Origin of the sequence: Microbacterium sp. NPDC028030, assembly GCF_040637855.1 — a bacterium.
In the GTDB taxonomy this organism is placed as follows: domain Bacteria; phylum Actinomycetota; class Actinomycetes; order Actinomycetales; family Microbacteriaceae; genus Microbacterium.
In genome coordinates, this window is record NZ_JBEZXF010000003.1 from 1 (window position 1) to 18,487 (window position 18,487).

18 protein-coding genes and 1 tRNA gene are annotated in these 18,487 nt (G+C 69.3%); 7 read left to right on the forward strand and 12 right to left on the reverse strand.

Translation table 11 applies throughout. The features are described from left to right. Positions 1-258 precede the first annotated feature (258 nt). A complete protein-coding gene (locus AB0E56_RS14510) occupies positions 259-1,095 on the forward strand; it encodes a type IV toxin-antitoxin system AbiEi family antitoxin domain-containing protein (protein ID WP_359800082.1) in 837 nt (278 codons plus the stop codon). 199 nt (positions 1,096-1,294) lie between these two features. On the opposite strand, the gene AB0E56_RS14515 is transcribed toward AB0E56_RS14510, so the two are convergent. The 3 genes from AB0E56_RS14515 to AB0E56_RS14525 form a co-directional block, all read right to left on the reverse strand. Then, positions 1,295-2,581 carry a PhoH family protein gene (locus AB0E56_RS14515; RefSeq protein WP_244632659.1) on the reverse strand — a complete coding sequence of 429 codons (1,287 nt, stop codon included), beginning with the start codon at positions 2,579-2,581 and terminating at the stop codon, positions 1,295-1,297. Between the two features lie 256 nt (positions 2,582-2,837). Beyond that, positions 2,838-3,968 carry an aminotransferase class V-fold PLP-dependent enzyme gene (locus tag AB0E56_RS14520; RefSeq protein WP_359800083.1) on the reverse strand — a complete coding sequence of 377 codons (1,131 nt, stop codon included), beginning with the start codon at positions 3,966-3,968 and terminating at the stop codon, positions 2,838-2,840. A gap of 40 nt (positions 3,969-4,008) precedes the next feature. Beyond that, the gene (locus tag AB0E56_RS14525; protein WP_183152774.1) at positions 4,009-4,788 is read right to left on the reverse strand and encodes an isoprenyl transferase; all 780 of its coding nucleotides are present in this window, start codon (positions 4,786-4,788) and stop codon (positions 4,009-4,011) included. A 97-nt stretch (positions 4,789-4,885) separates the two neighbouring features. On the opposite strand from AB0E56_RS14525, the gene AB0E56_RS14530 reads away from it, so the two are divergent. Then, positions 4,886-5,617, forward strand: coding sequence for a hemolysin III family protein (locus AB0E56_RS14530; RefSeq protein ID WP_359800085.1), 732 nt, complete (start codon positions 4,886-4,888; stop codon positions 5,615-5,617). A 40-nt stretch (positions 5,618-5,657) separates the two neighbouring features. Here the strand turns inward: AB0E56_RS14530 and AB0E56_RS14535 are convergent, their stop codons facing one another. Next, entirely contained in the window at positions 5,658-5,957 is a 300-nt protein-coding gene (locus AB0E56_RS14535) for a hypothetical protein (RefSeq protein WP_359800086.1), read from the reverse strand. A gap of 68 nt (positions 5,958-6,025) precedes the next feature. Here AB0E56_RS14535 and AB0E56_RS14540 point away from each other — a divergent pair, with 68 nt between their 5' ends. Together AB0E56_RS14540 and greA are read left to right on the forward strand one after the other, a co-directional pair. Further along, positions 6,026-6,412 (forward strand): DUF4307 domain-containing protein, encoded by a 387-nt coding sequence (locus tag AB0E56_RS14540; protein ID WP_359800087.1) that lies wholly within the window; start codon positions 6,026-6,028, stop codon positions 6,410-6,412. 97 nt (positions 6,413-6,509) lie between these two features. Beyond that, on the forward strand, positions 6,510-6,998 hold the full coding sequence (greA, locus tag AB0E56_RS14545; protein WP_183152266.1) for a transcription elongation factor GreA: 489 nt from the start codon (positions 6,510-6,512) through the stop codon (positions 6,996-6,998). 67 nt (positions 6,999-7,065) lie between these two features. Here greA and ilvA read toward each other — a convergent pair whose 3' ends face one another. Beyond that, positions 7,066-8,295: a threonine ammonia-lyase gene (ilvA, locus tag AB0E56_RS14550; protein ID WP_359800089.1), complete on the reverse strand. Its 1,230-nt coding sequence runs from the start codon at positions 8,293-8,295 to the stop codon at positions 7,066-7,068. Then, positions 8,292-9,488, reverse strand: a complete 1,197-nt coding sequence (locus tag AB0E56_RS14555; protein WP_359800091.1) for an AI-2E family transporter — start codon at positions 9,486-9,488, stop codon at positions 8,292-8,294. The genes ilvA and AB0E56_RS14555 overlap by 4 nt, the downstream gene beginning before the upstream one ends. Before the next feature lie 87 nt (positions 9,489-9,575). Here AB0E56_RS14555 and AB0E56_RS14560 point away from each other — a divergent pair, with 87 nt between their 5' ends. Together AB0E56_RS14560 and AB0E56_RS14565 are read left to right on the forward strand one after the other, a co-directional pair. Next, a complete protein-coding gene (locus AB0E56_RS14560) occupies positions 9,576-10,835 on the forward strand; it encodes a crosslink repair DNA glycosylase YcaQ family protein (RefSeq protein ID WP_359800093.1) in 1,260 nt (419 codons plus the stop codon). Further along, positions 10,832-11,743: a hypothetical protein gene (locus tag AB0E56_RS14565; protein ID WP_359800096.1), complete on the forward strand. Its 912-nt coding sequence runs from the start codon at positions 10,832-10,834 to the stop codon at positions 11,741-11,743. Before AB0E56_RS14560 ends, AB0E56_RS14565 begins: the two co-directional genes overlap by 4 nt. Positions 11,744-11,755: 12 nt before the next feature. On the opposite strand, the gene AB0E56_RS14570 is transcribed toward AB0E56_RS14565, so the two are convergent. From AB0E56_RS14570 to AB0E56_RS14580, 3 genes are all read right to left on the reverse strand, one after another. Next, complete coding sequence (locus AB0E56_RS14570; RefSeq protein WP_029262976.1) at positions 11,756-12,322, reverse strand: LemA family protein; 567 nt, start codon at positions 12,320-12,322, stop codon at positions 11,756-11,758. 92 nt (positions 12,323-12,414) lie between these two features. Further along, positions 12,415-13,728: a D-arabinono-1,4-lactone oxidase gene (locus AB0E56_RS14575; RefSeq protein ID WP_359800098.1), complete on the reverse strand. Its 1,314-nt coding sequence runs from the start codon at positions 13,726-13,728 to the stop codon at positions 12,415-12,417. Then, positions 13,725-14,972 (reverse strand): alanine racemase, encoded by a 1,248-nt coding sequence (locus AB0E56_RS14580; RefSeq protein WP_359800100.1) that lies wholly within the window; start codon positions 14,970-14,972, stop codon positions 13,725-13,727. Before AB0E56_RS14580 ends, AB0E56_RS14575 begins: the two co-directional genes overlap by 4 nt. Positions 14,973-15,059: 87 nt before the next feature. On the opposite strand from AB0E56_RS14580, the gene AB0E56_RS14585 reads away from it, so the two are divergent. Further along, a tRNA-Leu gene (locus AB0E56_RS14585) sits at positions 15,060-15,132 on the forward strand. 42 nt (positions 15,133-15,174) lie between these two features. On the opposite strand, the gene AB0E56_RS14590 is transcribed toward AB0E56_RS14585, so the two are convergent. From AB0E56_RS14590 to AB0E56_RS14600, 3 genes are all read right to left on the reverse strand, one after another. Further along, positions 15,175-15,840, reverse strand: coding sequence for a DedA family protein (locus AB0E56_RS14590; RefSeq protein WP_359800102.1), 666 nt, complete (start codon positions 15,838-15,840; stop codon positions 15,175-15,177). 3 nt (positions 15,841-15,843) lie between these two features. Continuing rightward, entirely contained in the window at positions 15,844-16,677 is an 834-nt protein-coding gene (locus AB0E56_RS14595; protein ID WP_359800104.1) for a cation-transporting ATPase, read from the reverse strand. Between the two features lie 293 nt (positions 16,678-16,970). Beyond that, positions 16,971-18,485 (reverse strand): FAD-dependent oxidoreductase, encoded by a 1,515-nt coding sequence (locus tag AB0E56_RS14600; RefSeq protein WP_359801242.1) that lies wholly within the window; start codon positions 18,483-18,485, stop codon positions 16,971-16,973. Positions 18,486-18,487 lie beyond the last annotated feature (2 nt).

Below are 18,487 nucleotides of genomic sequence, written 5' to 3' on the forward strand. Positions count from 1 at the left end.
GACTCGCGCACGACGACCACCTGGAAGAGCTTCTGGGAGAAGGGCGGCTTGTGGCGCGCACTCCTGCTCGCCGCGGTGCCCGGATGCACGACCCGGGCACGGGTGCACGGCAGAACCGAGCGAACACGCCATGCGGGCGTTCCAGGATCGTGCATCTGTGCCACGCCACTCCTCCTGCAGAACCACCGTTTCCGAGCGTTCGTCTCCCGGATGCTCGTCGCGCGGTCACGCATCGGTCGGGGCGACCACAATCGACTGATGCTGGATCCGACGACGACTCTGCACCGCATGGGTGGCCTTGCCCGGGGACGCGCCCTCGGCGCATTCGGCATCTCCCGGAAGGCGCTCTCGAGGGCCGTGGGTGCGGGCACGATCTTTCGAGTCCGGGCTGGGGTGTTCGCCCTCCCCCTGACCCCTCCGGCGGTGCTGAGTGCAGCCGCGCACGGCGGCGCGCTCACCTGCACCTCGGCCTTGCGCATCCACGGCGTCTGGGTGCTGTCGGAGGAGGATGCCGTGCACGTCTGGCTCGGACGCAACGGACGAGCTCATCCGCACGAGAACTGCCGCTGCGTCAGTCACCGCTTCGACGGCCCGACGCGCCTGGGCGTGGTCGACGTCGAAGCCGCGCTGCTGCATCTGTACCGGTGCGAGGGCGATGAGTCGTTCTTCGCGTCGTTCGAGTCCGCGTGGCGCCTCGGGCTCGTGAGCACGGCGTCTCGCGCCCGTATCCGGTCGGAGCTACCAGCCCGCGCCCGTTGGCTCGTGGACTTCGCCCGCGGGAACTCCGACAGCGGACTGGAGTCGCTGCTGCGACTCCGCCTGCACCTGGAGGGGATCGATCTCACCTCGCAGGTACCGATCCCCGGCGTCGGCAGGGTGGATTTCGTGGTCGACGGCCGCCTGATCATCGAAGTCGACGGACGGGAGAACCACGCCGCGTCCGAGAAGCGCCACCGTGATCTGGTGCGTGACGCCGTCGCGTCCGGACTCGGCTATGAGACGCTGCGGTTCGACTACGCGCAGGTGATCCACGATTGGCCCGCCGTGAGCGCGGCGATCAGGGGCGCCCTGCGCCGAGCGGGCGACCGCGCCTGACACCGTTCGTCGGCGTCAGGCCGGGCACCCGTGTCCCGGATGCGCGATCCGCGCACGTCTGCACGATGATTCTCGCGGCGCCGGTGGCGCATGCGTCCCCAAGTCGTGCATCCGTCCCCGGTCGCGTCCGGACGGGCCCGGCACAGGAAACAGCGGATGCCGCGAGGTCAGACCCCGGGACATCCGCTGCCATCCGTCGTCAGCTGAGCTCTCCACCCTCCAGGAGCTCGGTGACGAGGGCCGCGATCGCCGAACGCTCGGAGCGCATCAGGGTCACATGGCCGAACAGGTCGTGTCCCTTCAGCGTCTCGATCACGCTCGCGATGCCGTCGTGGCGTCCGACGCGGAGGTTGTCACGCTGCCCGACATCATGCGTGAGGATCACCCGCGAGTTCTGTCCCATACGGCTCAACACCGTGAGCAGCACGTTGCGCTCGAGCGACTGCGCCTCATCGACGATCACGAACGCGTCGTGCAGGGACCGCCCGCGGATGTGGGTGAGCGGAAGCACCTCGAGCAGTCCCCGCTCGATGACCTCTTCGATCACGTTGCCGGAGACGACCGATCCCAGGGTGTCGTAGACCGCCTGGCCCCACGGCCCCATCTTCTCGCCCTGATCACCGGGAAGATACCCGAGCTCCTGGCCTCCCACGGCGAACAGCGGGCGGAACACGATGATCTTCTTCTGCTGCTGACGCTCCAGCACCGCTTCGAGTCCCGCGCACAGGGCCAGCGCCGACTTGCCGGTCCCGGCGCGGCCTCCGAGGGAGACGATGCCGACCTCCTGGTCGAGCAGCAGGTCGATCGCGATGCGCTGCTCCGCGGAGCGCCCGTGCATCCCGAAGATGTCACGGTCACCGCGCACCAGCCGATACTCGCCGTCGCCGGTGACCCGGCCGAGTGCGGATCCGCGCTCGGAGTGAATGATCAGGCCCGTGTTCACCGGCAGGCCCCGCGCCTGCTCGCTGATCCCCACCTCGCTCTCATACAGGTCGCTGATGTCGTCGCCGGAGAGGTCGAGCGTGGAGATCCCGGTCCACCCGGAGTCCACGGCCTGCTCCGCGAGGTACTCCTCGGCGCGAAGACCGAGAGATGCGGCCTTGACGCGCATCGGAAGGTCCTTCGACACGATCGTGACATCCTGGCCGTCCTGCGCGAGGTGCATGGCGACCGAGAGGATACGCGTGTCGTTGTCGCTGAGCCGGATGCCGGCGGGGAGGACCGAGGAGTCGGTGTTCGCGAGCTCGACACGGAGGGTGCCGCCCTCGCCCACCTCGACGGGGAAGTCCAGCCGCCCGTGTTCGATGCGCAGGTCGTCGAGGTGGCGGAGAGCCTGCCGCGCGAAGTAGCCGATCTCCGGATCGTGGCGTTTGCCCTCGAGCTCCGTGATCACGACGACGGGGATGACCACCGAATGCTCGGCGAACCGGAAGAACGCCTGCGGATCGCTCAGCAGCACCGACGTGTCGAGGACATACGTGCGCAGATCCTGATCCGGATCGGCGGACGATGCTCGCCTCGACGTCTTACGGGTGGACTGCTGCGCGGTGCTGGCGGCCTGCTGCGCTGTACGTGTGGTCACGACCCACTCCCGACCCGGGGGAATCCCGGCTATTCGAACGAGTCGACCAGGGGGTCACGAGTCGGAGGCCTCAAGGTCGACTCGGTCGGGCGCCTTGCCCGATGCCTAGAACGTACGACCGCCCGGGGACTTAACCCGATCAAGACACGCCAGCGATTCGTTACGCGCTGATGAACGTCTCGTTGCCGAACGCCTGCAGGGCGTCGTCCAGAAGCTGCAGGGTCTCGGCGTCCGTCCCGGCGTGCGGAGAGATGCGCACAGACGCACCGCGCGCCGTCACCACCAGCCCCGCGTTGGCGAGCGCTGCGGCAAGGCGCGCTGGCTCCTCCGGGGCGAGCGCGACGATCCCGGCTCGTTGCGAGCGCTCGCGCGGCGAACGGACGGCGATGCCGTGACGGTCGGCGATCTCGATCACGGCGTCGACGTTGTCGGCGAGGCGCTCCTCGATCGCGGCGATGCCCGCATCGCGTACGTCGCGCGCCCCGATCGCGAGGCGTCCTGCGGCGAGGGTGTCCGGCTGGCTGACCGTATACGCGCGGGCGCCCGCCGCGGGTGCCGGCAGCTCGTCGACGAAGAGGCCGGAGGCGGTCGTCCCCGTGATCCCCGAGAGCAGAGGGCTGATCCGCTCTCTGGCGCGTGGCGCGAACCAGGCGAAGGCGCTCCCCCGTCCTGCACGCAGCCACTTGTATCCGTGCCCGACCACCACGTCCGCCGGCGTGTAGTCGACGTCGACCACACCGAAAGACTGCACGGCGTCGACGATCAGCAGTCGGTCCGGGCCGATGGCGTCGCGCAGTGCGGCGAGATCGGCACGGTACCCGGTGCGGAAGTCGACATGGCTCACGGCGAGCGCGACCACCTCATCGTCGAGCGCATCGACGACGGCTCCGGCGGTCACGCGCCCGTCGTCCGGCGTGATCCAGCGGGGTCTCACCGCGTGGTCCGTCGCCGTCGCGGCCCGCTCGACGGTCAGACTCACGCTGGGGAACTCCGCCGTGCTGGCGATGACCGCCCCGGTGAGACCGTACAACGCATGCATGAGGCCCTGCGTGGAAGACGGCTGCACGGTGACGTCGTCTGCATCCCCGCCGAGCATCCCGGCGATGATCTGCTGTGCTTGCCCGACCCGCTCCGCGACCAGGGACAGCGACGAGGGTCGCCCGCTTCCGAGCAGGTCGGCGTCGGCGAACACCTCCGCGCGTACGGAGGGCGACAACGGACCGAAGGCCGCCCAGTTCAGGTAGCCGGGCTCGTTGTCGAAGGTGGCGACATAGCCCTCGAAGGTGCTCACTTCGTCATTGTGGCACGGTGACGTAGACCTCGCGCGCTGCTCAACGTCCGAAGCGACGGTCGCGATCCGTGTAGTCGCGGATCGCGCGGAGGAAGTCGACCTGCCGCAGGTCGGGCCCCAGAGCCTCGACGAAGTAGAACTCGCTGTGTGCGCTCTGCCACAGCAGGAAGTCGCTGAGGCGCTGCTCTCCGCTCGTCCGGATCACGAGATCGGGATCCGGCTGCCCTCCCGTGTACAGGTGCTCGCCGATCATCTCGGGCGTGAGGTGGGCGGCGAGATCCTCCATCGTGCCGCCGGACGCTTCGTGCTTGGTGATGATGCTCCGCACGGCGTCGACGATCTCGTTGCGTCCGCCGTAGCCGACCGCGAGGTTGACGTGCAGCCCGCTGTGGTCCTTCGTGCGTTCTTCGGCGTCTGCGAGGACCCGTGCGAGTTCGGGCGGCAGGATGTCGGAGCGCCCCACATGCTTCACGCGCCAGTTCCCCTCCTGCGACAGCGCCTCCGCGAGTTCCGCGATGATCTCGATCAGATCGGCGAGTTCCGCCGAGTCGCGCTTTCGCAGGTTGTCGCTGGACAGCAGGTACAGCGAGACGACACGCACGCCCAACTCGTCGCACCATCCGAGGAATTCGCGCATCTTCGCCGCGCCGGCGCGATGCCCGTCTGCCGGGGTGGCGAACCCGAGCTGACGAGCCCATCGTCGGTTTCCGTCGATCATCATCGCGACGTGGTGCGGCACCGAGGCCGGATCGAGGTGGCGACGCAGGCGACTGGTGTAGAGCCGATACAGCGGCCCTCGCACCGGGTTCTCGCGTGATATCACCTCCCTACGCTACCGTGCCGAGACTTTCGTCACGGTGTGCGGATGCTGGGTATATGTGCTCGGGGCGGAATGCGCGTCCGCTTAGAGTGAGCACGTGAGCACACCCGAGTCCCCCGGTCCCGAAGTCCCCGAGCTGCCGCTGCTCGACGCCGCGGCCGTGGACGCGGCCGTCGAGATCAAACCCACCTGGCGCGGCTGGATCCACGCCGCCACCTTCCCCGTCGCCGTCGTCGCGGGCATCGTCCTGATCGTCGTCGCCGAGGGGGCGGCGGCGAAGTGGGCCGCGGCGGTGTTCATGCTCACCTCGATGCTGCTGTTCGGCAACTCGGCGCTCTACCACCGCATCGACTGGTCACCCACGATGAAGGTGCTGCTGAAGCGGATCGATCACGCCAACATCCTGCTGCTGATCGCCGGCACGTACACGCCCCTGGCGGTCCTGGCACTGCCGCCGGCGAAGGGTGTCCTGCTGCTGAGCCTGGTGTGGGGCGGCACGCTGGTCGGAATCCTGTTCCGCGTGTTCTGGATCAACGCGCCGCGCTGGCTCTATGTCGCGCTGTATCTGCTGCTCGGCTGGGCTGCGGTGATGTACATCGTGGATCTGCTCGACGCCAATGTCGCGATGATGGTGCTGGTGATCGTCGGCGGACTCCTCTACACCGGTGGCGCGATCGTCTACGCGCTCAAGAAACCGAATCCCTGGCCGGGGCATTTCGGCTTCCACGAGATCTTCCATGTGTGCACGGTTCTCGCCTTCCTGTGCCACTGGACGGCGTGCCTGCTGATCGCGCTTGCTCCGCTCTCACCATCGCTCGGCGCCCCGTAGAGGGCGCTCCTCGACCGGCGACGTACCCTGCGCGATGAACTCAGCGAGCGGGCGGTTCTTCGTCCCCGTCGCCCGGCGTCGCACCCCGAGGATCGTCCGCCGCGCCTGTCCCGGCCGCCGACTCCTCCGCGGCGCGGGCCGCTTCTTCCGCGTCGAGCTCCTCGCGGACCTCGTCGCGATAGCGGACCCGGCGGATGCGTCGGTTCATGTCCCAGATCAGCAGGATCACTGCGATCACGACCACGACGATCGCGGCGAAGCCGATGAACCCCGGAGTGACGGACACCGGATCCACCGTCATGCTGGGCGTCGGCATCGGAGTCTCGGTCAGAGAGAGCATGAATCGGCCTTTCGTACTCAGGTCGCATAACCTGGTAACCACCAGCCTAACGACCGGAAGACCCCCCTGTGACGACCGCGCAAGAGCTCGATGAACGCTATGGCCGAACCCGACGGCGGCGGACGCCATGGATCATCGGCGGCGCCGTGGCCCTGCTCCTGGTCGGCGCGTTCGGCTGGATGACCGTCGCCCAGTCGATGAGCTCCGTCGATGCCGACGATCTGGGCTTCACGCTCGTCGATGAGCACTCCGTCGATGTGAGCTTCCAGGTGACCGGGGTGCAGGGCAAGGCTGTCGTCTGCGCCCTCGAGGCGCTCGACGAGGAGTTCGGCGTCGTCGGCTGGAAGATCGTCGAGATCGAGGCCGGCGACAGCCACTCGCAGGCACGTTCCGTGACCATCCCGACCGTGGCGGAGGCGACGACAGGTTTGGTGAACGCCTGCTGGGTCGCCTAGACTCGTGCCAGACAGACGACGCCCCGGCACCGTGCCGGGGCGTCTTGGCATATCCCCCGCAGCACGTCGGAGGGATCCGGAAAGAAGGAGCTTCGTCATGTCCACCGATGCTCAGGTTCCCTTCCTCACGCAGGAAGCGTATGACCGGCTCGTCGCCGAGCTGGAGCACCTGTCGACCGTCGGCCGCGACGAGATCGCCAAGCGCATCGAGGCGGCCCGTGAAGAAGGCGACCTCAAGGAGAACGGCGGCTACCACGCCGCGAAGGATGAGCAGGGCAAGCAGGAAGCCCGCATCCGCACGCTCGAGGGTCTGCTCAAGACCGCCAAGGTCGGGGAAGCTCCCGCGAGCCGTGGGATCGTCGAGCCCGGTACCGTCGTCACCGCGGTCGTCGCAGGAGGAGAAGAGGTCTTCCTCCTCGGCAGCCGTGAGATCGCCGTCGGCAGCGACCTGGACGTCTACAGCGAGGCCAGCCCGCTCGGCCAGGCGATCCTCGGCCTGAAGGTCGGCGAGAAGTCGTCGTACGAGGCGCCGAACGGACGCGACATCAGCGTCGAGATCGTGAAGGTCGAGACCTACACGGGCTGAGACGCCACGCTGAAGCGCCCCCTCATCCGCGCGGACGAGGGGGCGCTTTCGCGTGCGGCGCTGAGATTCAGTCCGGGACGAGGATGGGCTCGAAACCGGCCAGACGCAGCGTGTCGAGCGTGTGCTCGGAGTGCTCAGGACCACGTGTCTCGACACTGAGTTCGAGGATGACGTCACTGATCTGGAGCCCGTGGCCGTGCCGCGTGTGCATGGCCTCGATCACGTTCGCGCCGGCCTCGGCGATGAGCTCGGAGACACGGGCGAGCTGCCCTGGGCGGTCGGGCAGCGGGATCCGGATGGTGAGATACCTGCCCGAGGCCGCGAGGCCGTGCGAGACCACGCGCTGCAGCAGCAGCGGATCGATGTTCCCGCCCGACAGGACGGCCATCGTGGTGCCCGGCCCTGACACCTTGCCGGCGAGGATCGCCGCGACGCCTGCCGCGCCCGCCGGCTCCACCACGACCTTCGCCTGCTCCAGCAGGATGAGGATCGCGCGCGCCAGGTCGTCGTCGGAGACCGTGACGACCTCGTCGACGAGATCCTTGATGATGTCGAAAGGGATGTCGCCGGGGCGCGCGACGAGGATGCCGTCGGCGATCGTCGGACGCGTGACGATGTCGACAGGCTCACCGGCGGCGAGCGACGGAGGCACCGCCGCGGCGTTCTCGGCCTGGACTCCGACGATGCGGACCGTGCGCCCGAGTTCGGCGGCTCGCGCCTTGACCGCTGCGGCGACCCCGGCGATGAGTCCGCCACCGCCGATACCCAGCACCACGGTATCGACGTCGGGGGCGTCCTCCAGCAGTTCGAGTCCGAGGGTTCCCTGACCGATCACGACATCGCGGTGGTCGAACGGGTGGATCAGGACCGCGCCCGTGCGATCGGCGAACTCCGCGGCGAGACGGAGCGAGGTCGCGACCGTCTCCCCCTCCAGCACCACCTCGGCCCCGTACCCGCGGGTGGCGAGGAGCTTGGGAACAGGGACGCCGAGCGGCATGAAGATCGTGGCGGGGATGCCGAGCGCCTGTGCCGCGAGGGCGACCCCCTGAGCGTGGTTTCCTGCCGACGCCGCGACCACTCCCCGCGAGCGCTCCTCGGCGCTCAGGCGCGAGAGCCGGTAGGCCGCGCCGCGGATCTTGAAGGAGCCGGTGCGCTGAAGGTTCTCCATCTTCAGCACGACGGGTCCGCCGTGGATGTCGGAGAGGGCTCGCGATGGCAGCGTCGGCGTGTGCGAGATCACCTCAGCCAGACTCTGAGCTGCGTGCTCGAACTCGGTCAGGCTGGGGACTGCGCTCATCGATTCCTCCGTCTCCGCTCGCGCGGAACTGTGCTCCAGATAAGGTCTCCGCTCGGCCCGACGCCGGTGCGCCAGGAGCCGGAGCTGATGGTCACGGCCGCGACGTTGACGAAGGCCGCCAACGGAACGGCGAAGAGGGCGCCGGGGATGCCGGCGATCATCGCACCGCCCGCGACCACGAGGACCACGGCGAGGGGGTGGACCTTGACCGCGGAGCCCATCATGATCGGCTGCAGGATGTGGCCCTCGATCTGCTGGACGGCCAGCACGACCACGAGCATCCATAGGGCGATCCACGGACCGTTGTAGACGAGGGCGAGGAACACGGCGACGGCGCCCGTGACCACGGCACCGACGATCGGGATGAACGAGCCGAGGAAGACCAGCACGGCGACGGGGAGCGCGAGGGGCACCTGCAGGAGGAAGGCGCCGAGCCCGATGCCGATCGCGTCGATGGTCGCGACGAACAGCTGCGTCCGCGCGTAGTTCACGATGGTGGTCCAGCCGTTGCGGGCAGCGCCGTCGACAGCGGGCCGCGCGTTGCGCGGGAAGATCTTGACGGTCCAACGCCAGATGCCGGCGCTGTCAGCCAGGAGGCAGATGAGGATGAACAGCGACAGCAACGCGCCGGTCGCGACGTGGCCGACGGTCGTCCCGATGGCCAGAGCGCCGGTCCAGAGCGCCTGCGTCTGCTCGGTGAGGAAGTCGAGCCCCTGCTGCACGTAGTCGGCGATCTGCGTGTCGGAGAGGCTCAGCGGCCCCTCGTGCAGCCACACCTGGAACTGGTCGAAGGCCTCGGTCGAGCGCGCCTGGACATCGGGCAGCTGTGCGCGCACCTGCCAGACCACGAGCCACATGAGCCCGGTGACGATCGCAGCCGTCCCGATCAGCGCGATCGCGATCGCCAGCCACCGCGGGAACCCGCGCCGCAGCATCCAGGAGAACGCCGGCCACAGGAGGGCGGTGATCAGGATGCCGACCATCAGGGGGATGACCAGGAGCTTCAGCAGCATGACCAGCCAGATGAAGACGCCGATCGCCGCCGCTATCAGGAGCAGGCGCCAGGCATAGCCCGCCGTTATCCGCAACGGCAGAGGCACTGCCTCGTCGGCTTCGGTCGTCACGGTGCGGTCGGTGGAGACCGGGCGCGGACGGAAGAGATCTCGCAGCCGGGGTCGCTGGTCCTCGCTCATCGCCCAAGTCTACGGTCAAGCCGTATGCCGTTCGACGCATCCTTCATCGAACATGACGATGTCGGCGGCCGGAGATACCCTGGCGACGTGACCGACACCCTCAGCTCGACTCAGGCGCGCCGTATCGCGCTGGCCGCTCAGGGCTTCACGCGCGCCCGCCCGTCGGCCGTCACCGCGCGGCACGTGCACCGGGTGATGGACCGCCTCGGGGTGCTCCAGATCGATTCCGTCAACGTGTTCGCCCGTTCGCACTACCTGCCTCTCTTCTCGCGGTTGGGCGCGTACGAGCCGGCCCTCCTCGACCGGGTCTTCCTGTCCCGCACCACGCACTACGTCGAGTACCTCGCGCACGAGGCGACGTTCATCCCGGTCGCCGACTGGCCGCTGTGGCGGTTCCGCATGGACGACTTCCGGCGGAAGTGGTCCGATGCCGACTCGTGGATGAGCACCAACGCGCGGACGGTGCAGTGGGTGCAGGACGAGCTGCGCGCCCGGGGTCCGCTGCGACCGGCAGACCTCCGCGCCGATGTCCCCCGGGAACGCGGAACCTGGTGGGACTGGGACGAGGTCAAGCTCGCGCTCGAGCACCTCTGGCGGACCGGTGATGTCGCCGTCAGCGGACGCAAGGGTTTCGAACGGACGTATGCGCTCGCCGAACAGGTCATCCCCGAGGGCATCCGCTCGAGGGACATACCCCGCGCAGACGCCATCCGGGAGTTGACCCGTCGCGCGGCCCGCTCGAGCGGCGTCGCGACGCAACCCGACCTCGCCGATTACTACCGGATCCGGGACAGAGCGGCGGTCGCCCGGTCGATCGCCGATCTCGTCGATGCGGGCGAACTCCACCCCGTGCAGGTGCGTGGCTGGGAGCGTGGTGGCCGTCCGCTCAGTGCCTGGCGGCACCACGAAGCCGTCCTTCCCCGGAGAGTCGGGGCGGCTGCGGTCCTGACCCCGTTCGATCCGGTGGTCTGGTTCCGGGAGCGCGCACTCCGGGTGTTCGACCTCGACTACCGGATCGAGATCTACGTGCCCGCCGAGAAGCGGAAGTACGGCTACTACTCCCTCCCGGTGCTGGTGGGAGACAGGATCGCGGCGCGCGTCGACCTCAAGGCCGACCGCGCGACCTCCACGTTGCAGGTGCAGTCCGCGTGGTGGGAGCCGCAGGCGCGTCCCGGCGACGCCGACGCCATCGCGAGCGAACTCGCCCTCGCTGCCGCATGGCAGGGCCTCGAACACGTGTCGGTCTCCGGCTGGGGCGATGCGACGACGGCACTGCATGCGGCGCTGACCGCACACGCCACCACGTCCGTGCAACGACACCTGCACGCGCGGGAGACCGCCCCATGAGTCGACGTCGGTGGGTGTTGATCGGGGCGGCGGCAGGCGTCGTGGTGATCGCGGCCGGTGCGGGGATCTGGTTCGCGGCCACCCGCTCGCCGACGCCGCAGGAGGCCGCGCTGGGCTATCTGCGCGCTCTCGAATCAGGGGACCCATCCGCTGTGGAGGACACGGGCGTCGACGCATCCCCGACTGCGCTCAGTGCGTTCGCCCACGCGAGCGCTCACATCGAGGATGCCGAGGTGACGTCGGTCAGCGAGGCCGACGGCGGGCCCGGACAGCGCATGACCGCCGAGATCTCGTTCCGACTGGGCGGAGACGAGCACGCCGCCGCACTGACCCTCGTGCCCGCGAGCGGACGTTGGACTGTGGATGCCTCCGGAATGGGCGCCGTGACGGCCACGGCGACGATCGGCTCATTCGTGACCATCGGCGACCAGACCGTGCCGGTCGGCGAGGAGACCCTCCTGCTTCCCGCGGCCTACGGAGTCACGGCCGCACCGTCACGGCTGCTCGACGGGCAGGGGACGGTGGTCGCGCTGCCCGGCGGATCCGCCGAGGTCGACGTCGAGAGCGCGCTACGTCCCGAGGCCACGGCGGCGGCGCAGACGACGCTCGACGCCCAGCTCGCGGCCTGCACGGAGCCGGCCGAGGCGATGCCGGAGGGCTGCGGCATACGGATCCCCTGGGGCACCGAGTTCCGGTCGGTCTCCGAGATCCGTTACCGCGTGGAGCAGCTGCCCGTGCTCACTCTGTCAGTCGACGGGTTCGATGCGGTCGGGGGTGTGCTGGTCGCCACGGTGAGCGGGACCGGCCGGGACGGTGCGGAACGCCGCACCACGTACCGGACGACGTCGTGGAGCGTGCGCGGAGACGTGTCGTTCACGGATGACGACCTGGTCCTCACCGCGTGGTGAGAGCGAGTCGCGTCAGAACTGCACGCGCGGAGGCTCGGAGATCGCGCTGCTGTCGGCGACCTCGAAGAACTCGCGCTCGGTGAAGCCGAGCCCCTTGGCGAAGAGGTTGTTCGGGAAGACCTTGATCTTGGTGTTGAGCTCGCGCACACCGCCGTTGTAGAACCGGCGCGCGGCCTGGATCTTGTCTTCCGTGTCGACCAGAGCCTGCTGCACCTGGAGGAAGTTCGTGCTCGCCTGAAGCTGCGGGTACGCCTCGGCGACCGCGAAAAGGCTGCGCAGCGCCTGCTGGAGGTGTCCTTCCGCGATGCCTGCCTCGCCCGGTCCGCCTGCCGACAGCGTCTCGGCGCGCGCACGGGTCACGTTCTCGAACACGGCCTTCTCGTGGGAGGCGTAGCCCTTGACCGTCTCGATGAGGTTCGGGATGAGGTCGGCTCGTCGCTTGAGCTGCACGGTGATGCCGCTCCACGCCTCGTCGACGCGCACCTTCAGCTGCACCAGCGAGTTGTACGTGGCCCACAGATAGATGCCGGCGAGCAGGATCACTCCGACGACGATCAGTACCGGCACGAGCCATTCCATCAGAGGCCCACCCTTCCTCGTGTTTCTCTCATCCTAGACGCGCACCCTGCACGTGGACTGGGCGCGCGCGACGGGTGACGTGCCCACTCCGGTCACGAGCCGAGGACCCTCTCGAGGTAGCGGTTCGCGAACCGCCGCTCGGGATCGAGGCGGTCGCGCAACGAGACGAAGTCGTCGAACCGCGGATATCGATCGCGCAGCGTCTCCTCCGTGAGCGTGTGGAGCTTGCCCCAGTGCGGGCGTCCGCCGAACTCGAGCATGATCTCCTCCACAGCGCCGAAGTACTCGGTCGGGTCGGCGCGCCAATACCGGTGCACGGCGATGTACGCGCTCGGACGCCCATAGGCGGTCGACAGCCAACGGTCGTCCTCCGCCGCGAAACGGACCTCGATCGGGAACTCGATCCGCCATCCGCGTCGGGCGATGAGGGCGCGGACCGCCTGGAAAGCGGGCACCACGTTCTCGACCGGAAGCGCATACTCCATCTCGCGGAAGCGCACCGTCCTGCTCTGGATGAGCACGCGGTGCGAGCGCTCGGTGTACTCGCGATCCCCGGTGAGCTTCACCGCGAGACGGCTGAAGGGCGGTGTGATCGCCGGAGCGACCTGCCCGGCGGCGCACACCACGCGGTACACGCCGTTCGACAGCAGCGTCTCATCGATCCAGCGCCCGACGACCGGAAGCGGCCGACGCACGGTCGACTCGGGCAGGCGCGTCTGACGCTTCGTCAGAGCGACGTCGGTGTGCGGGAACCAGTAGAACTCGAAGTGGTCGGCCCCGGCGACGCGCTCGTCGAGAGTCTCGAGCACCTCGTCCAGCGGCGCCGGCTCGTCGAGCGCGTGCATCACGAAGGCGGGGACGCACTGCAGAGTCACCTCGACGATGATGCCGAGAGCGCCGAGCCCCAGAGACACCGCCGGGAGCAGCCCGCTCTCGTGTTCGTCGTCGATGCGGAGGAACTCCCCAGCCGCTGTGACCATCGTCACCCCGACCACCTGGGTCGCCAGGCCGCCGAAAGCCGCTCCGGTGCCGTGGGTGCCGGTGGAGATCGCGCCGGAGATGGACTGCCGGTCGATGTCGCCGAGGTTCTCCATCGCGAGTCCGTAGGGCGCCAGCAGCCCGGGGATGCGATGCAGCCGCGTCCCTGCGAGCAGCGTCACACGCCCGGTGGCGGCGTCCGCCGACACGAGTCCCCGCAGGTCATCGAGCTCGAGAAGCACGCCGGGCGCGACCGCGATTCCCGTGAAGCTGTGCCCCGCACCGACGGCCTTCACCGTGAGGCCGTGCTTGACCGCCGCGATCACGGCCCGTTGCACCCCTTCGGGACTCCGCGGGCGCTCGACACGCACGGGACGCACCGAGGCGGATCGGCCCCAGTTCTGCCAGGAGCCGCCGATTCTCGTCACAGGAAAGCCTTTCCCTCGCCCCGATACGTCGGGAGCTCGTCGACGACCTGCTCCCCCGATACCAGCTGATAGTGGTCGATCCGCTCCGCGGGCTCGCCGCTCTTGGCGTGTCGGAACCAGACGCGGTCCCCCACGCCGAGCGCTGCGGCGGCGGGACCCTGCAGCGGGGTCTGCACCTCGCCCGCCGCTTCGCGCGAGAGCGTCCGCAGCCCCGCAGGCCAGACCGGCAGTGGCTGCCGGGACGCGACCGGGGGCCCCGAGGCGATCCACCCTCCGCCGAGCACCGTGGCGATGTCGACCGCAGGGCGTCGTACGACGTCGAAGGCGAAGGCGGAGGCCGGGGCCGGGCGGAACGAACGGTAGCCGTCGAAGAGGTGCCCGCCCAGGAGACCGCTGCCGGCACTCGCCTCGGTGAGCGACTCGTCGCTGCCGGTGAACTCGAGCGAGCCGGTGCCGCCGCCGTTGAGGAACTCCATCGGCGCGATCGCCGTGACCGCAGCGACGATGTGTGCCCGCCGATCGCGCAACTCGTTCCGCGATCGCGCCTGCACCATGCGGATCAGCGGGGCGTCGGCGCCGGCATCGTCGCCCTGCCCCGCGATCTGCGCGTCGTACATCTGCAGACCGACGAGGCGGAATCCCGGACGCGCGACGACCTTCCTGGCGAGGGCGGCGACCTCCCCCGGGCTGAAGAGCGCTGATCGACGCACGCCGATGTGGCCGAGGAGGGACGAGCGCCACGAGGCATCCACGTCGATCGCGACGCGGATCTCGGGGCGTGCCGACGGACCGGCGACGCTGTCGATCAGGTCGAGGTGCACGAGGTCGTCGACCATCAGGGTGATGCGCCGCGCCGCCTGCTCGTCGGCGAACAGTCGCTCGAGGCTCGCACGGTCCACGGTCGGGTATCCGAGCACGATGTCGTCGTGCGTCTCGGCGAGCCAGAGCGCCTCTTCGAGAGTGAACGCGAGGATCCCGCGGAATCCCGGGAGCTTCAGAACCGCGTCGAGCACGGCACGGACCCGCACCGATTTCGATGCCACGCGGATGGGGAGACCGCCGGCACGGACCAGGAGGTCCATGGCGTTGTAGCGGAGGGCTTCTCGGTCGATCACCGCGACGGGAGCGGGCAGGTGCCCGGTGGCGGCCGAGAGGCGCGGCCAGTAGCGAGCCGGGTCCTCCCACTCGGGAGCGACCGGGGACGCACCGTGGACGGGGCTCAGTTCATCGATGAGGTCGAGCACTCCCCCACCCTAAGGCCTCCTCGTATTCCGGATCACGTCCCGCGGCACCGGGTCGCACCTGCGGCCCGGCGATAGGCTGGCGGCGCGGCCCCCGTAGCCCAATGGCAGAGGCAGGCGACTTAAAATCGCTTCAGTCTGGGTTCGAGTCCCAGCGGGGGCACCCGATGGAGGCGGCACGACACCGCCGAGTCGCGCCGGTGTCTCACTCCTCCGCCTCGGCGAGAGCCTTCTTCGCGCCCGCTGCCTCCCGCACGCGTCGCACGACAAGCACCACGAGCGCGACGGCGATCGCCGTGTACACGACGTAGTCGAGATAGCCGAGGTAGTGCTCCAGCTGTTCGTGTTGTGTGCCCAAAGCCGCCCCGACACCGATGAGCAGCGTGTTCCACGCGCCGCTGCCGATGATCGTGTAGACGCTGAAGGTGATCAGGTTCATGCGGGCGGCGCCGGCCGGGATCGAGATGAGGCTGCGCACGCCGGGCACCATGCGTCCGACCAGCACCGTCCAGCCGCCGCTGCGGACGAACCAGTCGGAACCCCGCTCCAGGTCGGACCGGCTCACCAGTCGCGTCGCTGCCAGCAGCCGCACCGCCCTCTTCATGCCGGTCGCCGCACCCAGCCCGTAGAGCAGCAGTGCCCCGAGCCAGGACGCAAGGGTGCTCCAGAAGATCAGCCAGCCGAGGTGCAGATCTCCGCTCTGGCTCAGGTAACCGGCGAACGGCAGGACGACCTCGCTCGGGATGGGTGGGATCAGGACCTCAAGGAACACGAGGACGCCGACTCCGACGTCACCGAGGGCGGTCAGGACGTCGGCGGCGAACCCGGTGAGCCCGGTGAACCCGTGGTCGGCGGCGCTGGCGAGACTCATCGATCAGCGTCCGAAGATGTCGCCGAGCCCGGGTATCCCGAGGTCGCCGAGCCGCTCACCCCACCCGCTCGCCGCGTCGCCGATCCCCGGCGCCGCCTCGCCGGCTGATCCCATCAGGTCGCCGGCCCCGCCAGCCAGCGACTCGACGTCGATGTTCGCCGCCTGCTCCAGCAGAGGTCCGGCGACGCTGCTGAGGACCGCTCCCCCGGCCACCGCTCCGAGCACTCCCACGGCCGCGCCACCGGCGGCCACCGCGGCACCACCGGCACCTGCGCCCCGTACCCGCGACAGCAGACCGCGCATCCGGCCTGGCTTCATGGCCTCGGCACGCCCGGCGGCACGGGCGAGGTCATCCGGCGACGACGACCGCGGACGCTCGCCCGGCTCGAACTCCTGCCGCATGCGGGCTTCGACGAGGGCACGCTGCTCGGGGGTCAGGCGCGCGAATGCCTCGCGGTGGATCTGCTCGACGCGCTGGGGATCGGCGGTGCGGAGCAGGTAGTCATAACGGGCGATCGCCGCCCGGTCGGCGTCGGTCGCGGTCTGCGCGTTCCCTGAGGTGCCGGGTGCCGGAGGCGCATACCCGTCGGCGCCAGGCGATGCCGTGGACGTGGCGCGCAGCCGCTGCCCCGGCGCTGCAGGCGGCACATACGGGTCGGTCGACGCCGGAGGTCGCTGGTCGGACGGCGCACCCTGCCCCCGGACGGCATCGACGGCACCGCGAAGCATCCCGCTCCAATCCGCCGAGCGGGCTCCGTCGGACGAATGCGAGCCGCGGCCGGAGCTCTTCTCGAGTGCGTCGGAGGCGATGCCCATCAGGCGGGAGAGCTTTCCCATGGTGTCCCTTTCGTGGGGCGAGCCACCGGGATCCATAGCGCCAGGACGACGGCAGGGGTTTCTCGGCGACCCGCGGTGCGGGTGCCAAGGTCTCTTCCACCCTCGCGGGCCAGCGGGCCGGAGCACGTTCTCGTGCTCGTAATGACGACGACGCTGCAGACGGGAGTACTCCCCTTGCACGAGCGACGTTACCGATCCCACCTGTGCGTGGCCTCGGAGACGCGCCGCCGGAACGACGATCGGCCCCGGGCGCAGTGCGCTCCGGGGCCGATCACGAGGTGCGTCGTCGACGGCTACTTGGCAGCAGCCTCCGCCGGCTCCGCGGCCTTCGAGGCGGAAGCCTTCTTGGCCGCAGGCTTCTTCGCGACGGGCTTCTTCGCGACGTCCTCGGCCGGAGCCGCAGGCGCAGCCTTGGCCGCAGGCTTCTTCGCGACGGGCTCCGCCTTGGCGGCCGGAGCGGCATCCGCAGCGGGCGTCGCCGGCGCGGCCGGACGCGGACGAGCGGCGAACTCCTCGAAGACGTAGCGCGGGTTCTGCACCGTCTCGAGGTTCACCAGGTCGCGACCGAGCCACAGGTTGTTCCACCAGCCCCAGATGACGCGGAACTTGCGCTCCCACGTCGGCATCGCGAGGCCGTGGTAGCCACGGTGCGCGACCCAGGCGACGAAGCCCTTGAGGGCGATCTTGCCGGACTGGAAGACACCGTTGTACAGGCCGAGACCCGCGACGGCGCCGAGGTTCTTGTGGAAGTACTCCTTGGGGCTCTCGCCGCGGAGCACGGCCACGAGGTTCTTCGCGAGGAGCTTCGCCTGACGAACGGCGTGCTGGGCGTTCGGCACGCAGAAGCCGCCGACGCCACCACCCGAGAGGTCGGGGACGGCCGAGACGTCACCGGCTGCCCAGGCACCCTCGACGAACGCCTCCGGCGTGCCGACACGGAGGTCCGCACGGGTCTGGATGCGACCGCGCTCCTCGACGGGGAGGTCGCCGCCGCGCACGACGGTCGGGTTGGCCATGACTCCGGCCGTCCAGACGATGACGTCGGTCGGGATGACCTCGCCGGTGGAGAGCTCGACGTTGCCGTCGATCGCACCTGTGACCTGGGTGTCGAGGTGCACGTTGGCGCCGCGCTTGGCCAGGTCCTTGAGGACCCACTCGCTGGTCTTCAGCGAGACCTCGGGCATGATGCGCCCCATCGCCTCGATGAGGTGGAAGTGCGTGTCCTCGAAGCTCAGCTGCGGGTACTTGCCGACGAGCGAGGAGGCGAGCGAGCGCAGCTCGGCGAACACCTCGATGCCCGCGAATCCGCCGCCGACCACGACGACCGAGAGCAGACGGTCGCGCTCGGGGCCGGCCGGCAGCGACGCCGCCTTATCGAAGTTGGACATGACCTTGTCGCGGATCGCGACGGCCTCCTCGATCGTCTTCAGACCGATCGCGTTGTCGGCGATACCCGGGATCGGGAAGGTGCGGGAGACGGCGCCGGCAGTGACGACGATCTGGTCGTACGCGAACTCGTACGAATCGCCCACGGGGGGCGTGATCGTGGCGACCTTCTCCGCGTGGTTGATGTTCGTCACCTTGGCGGTGAGGACGTTGGTGCGCTTGAGGTGACGACGGTGCGCGACCACCGAGTGCCTGGCCTCGATGGAACCGGCGGCGACCTCGGGGAGGAACGGCTGGTACGTCATGTAGGGCAGCGGGTCGACCATGGTCACGTCGGCCTCGCCCTTGCGCAGGTGCTTCTCGAGCTTCCACGCGGTGTAGAAACCTGCGTACCCTCCGCCGACGATCAGGATCTTGGGCACAG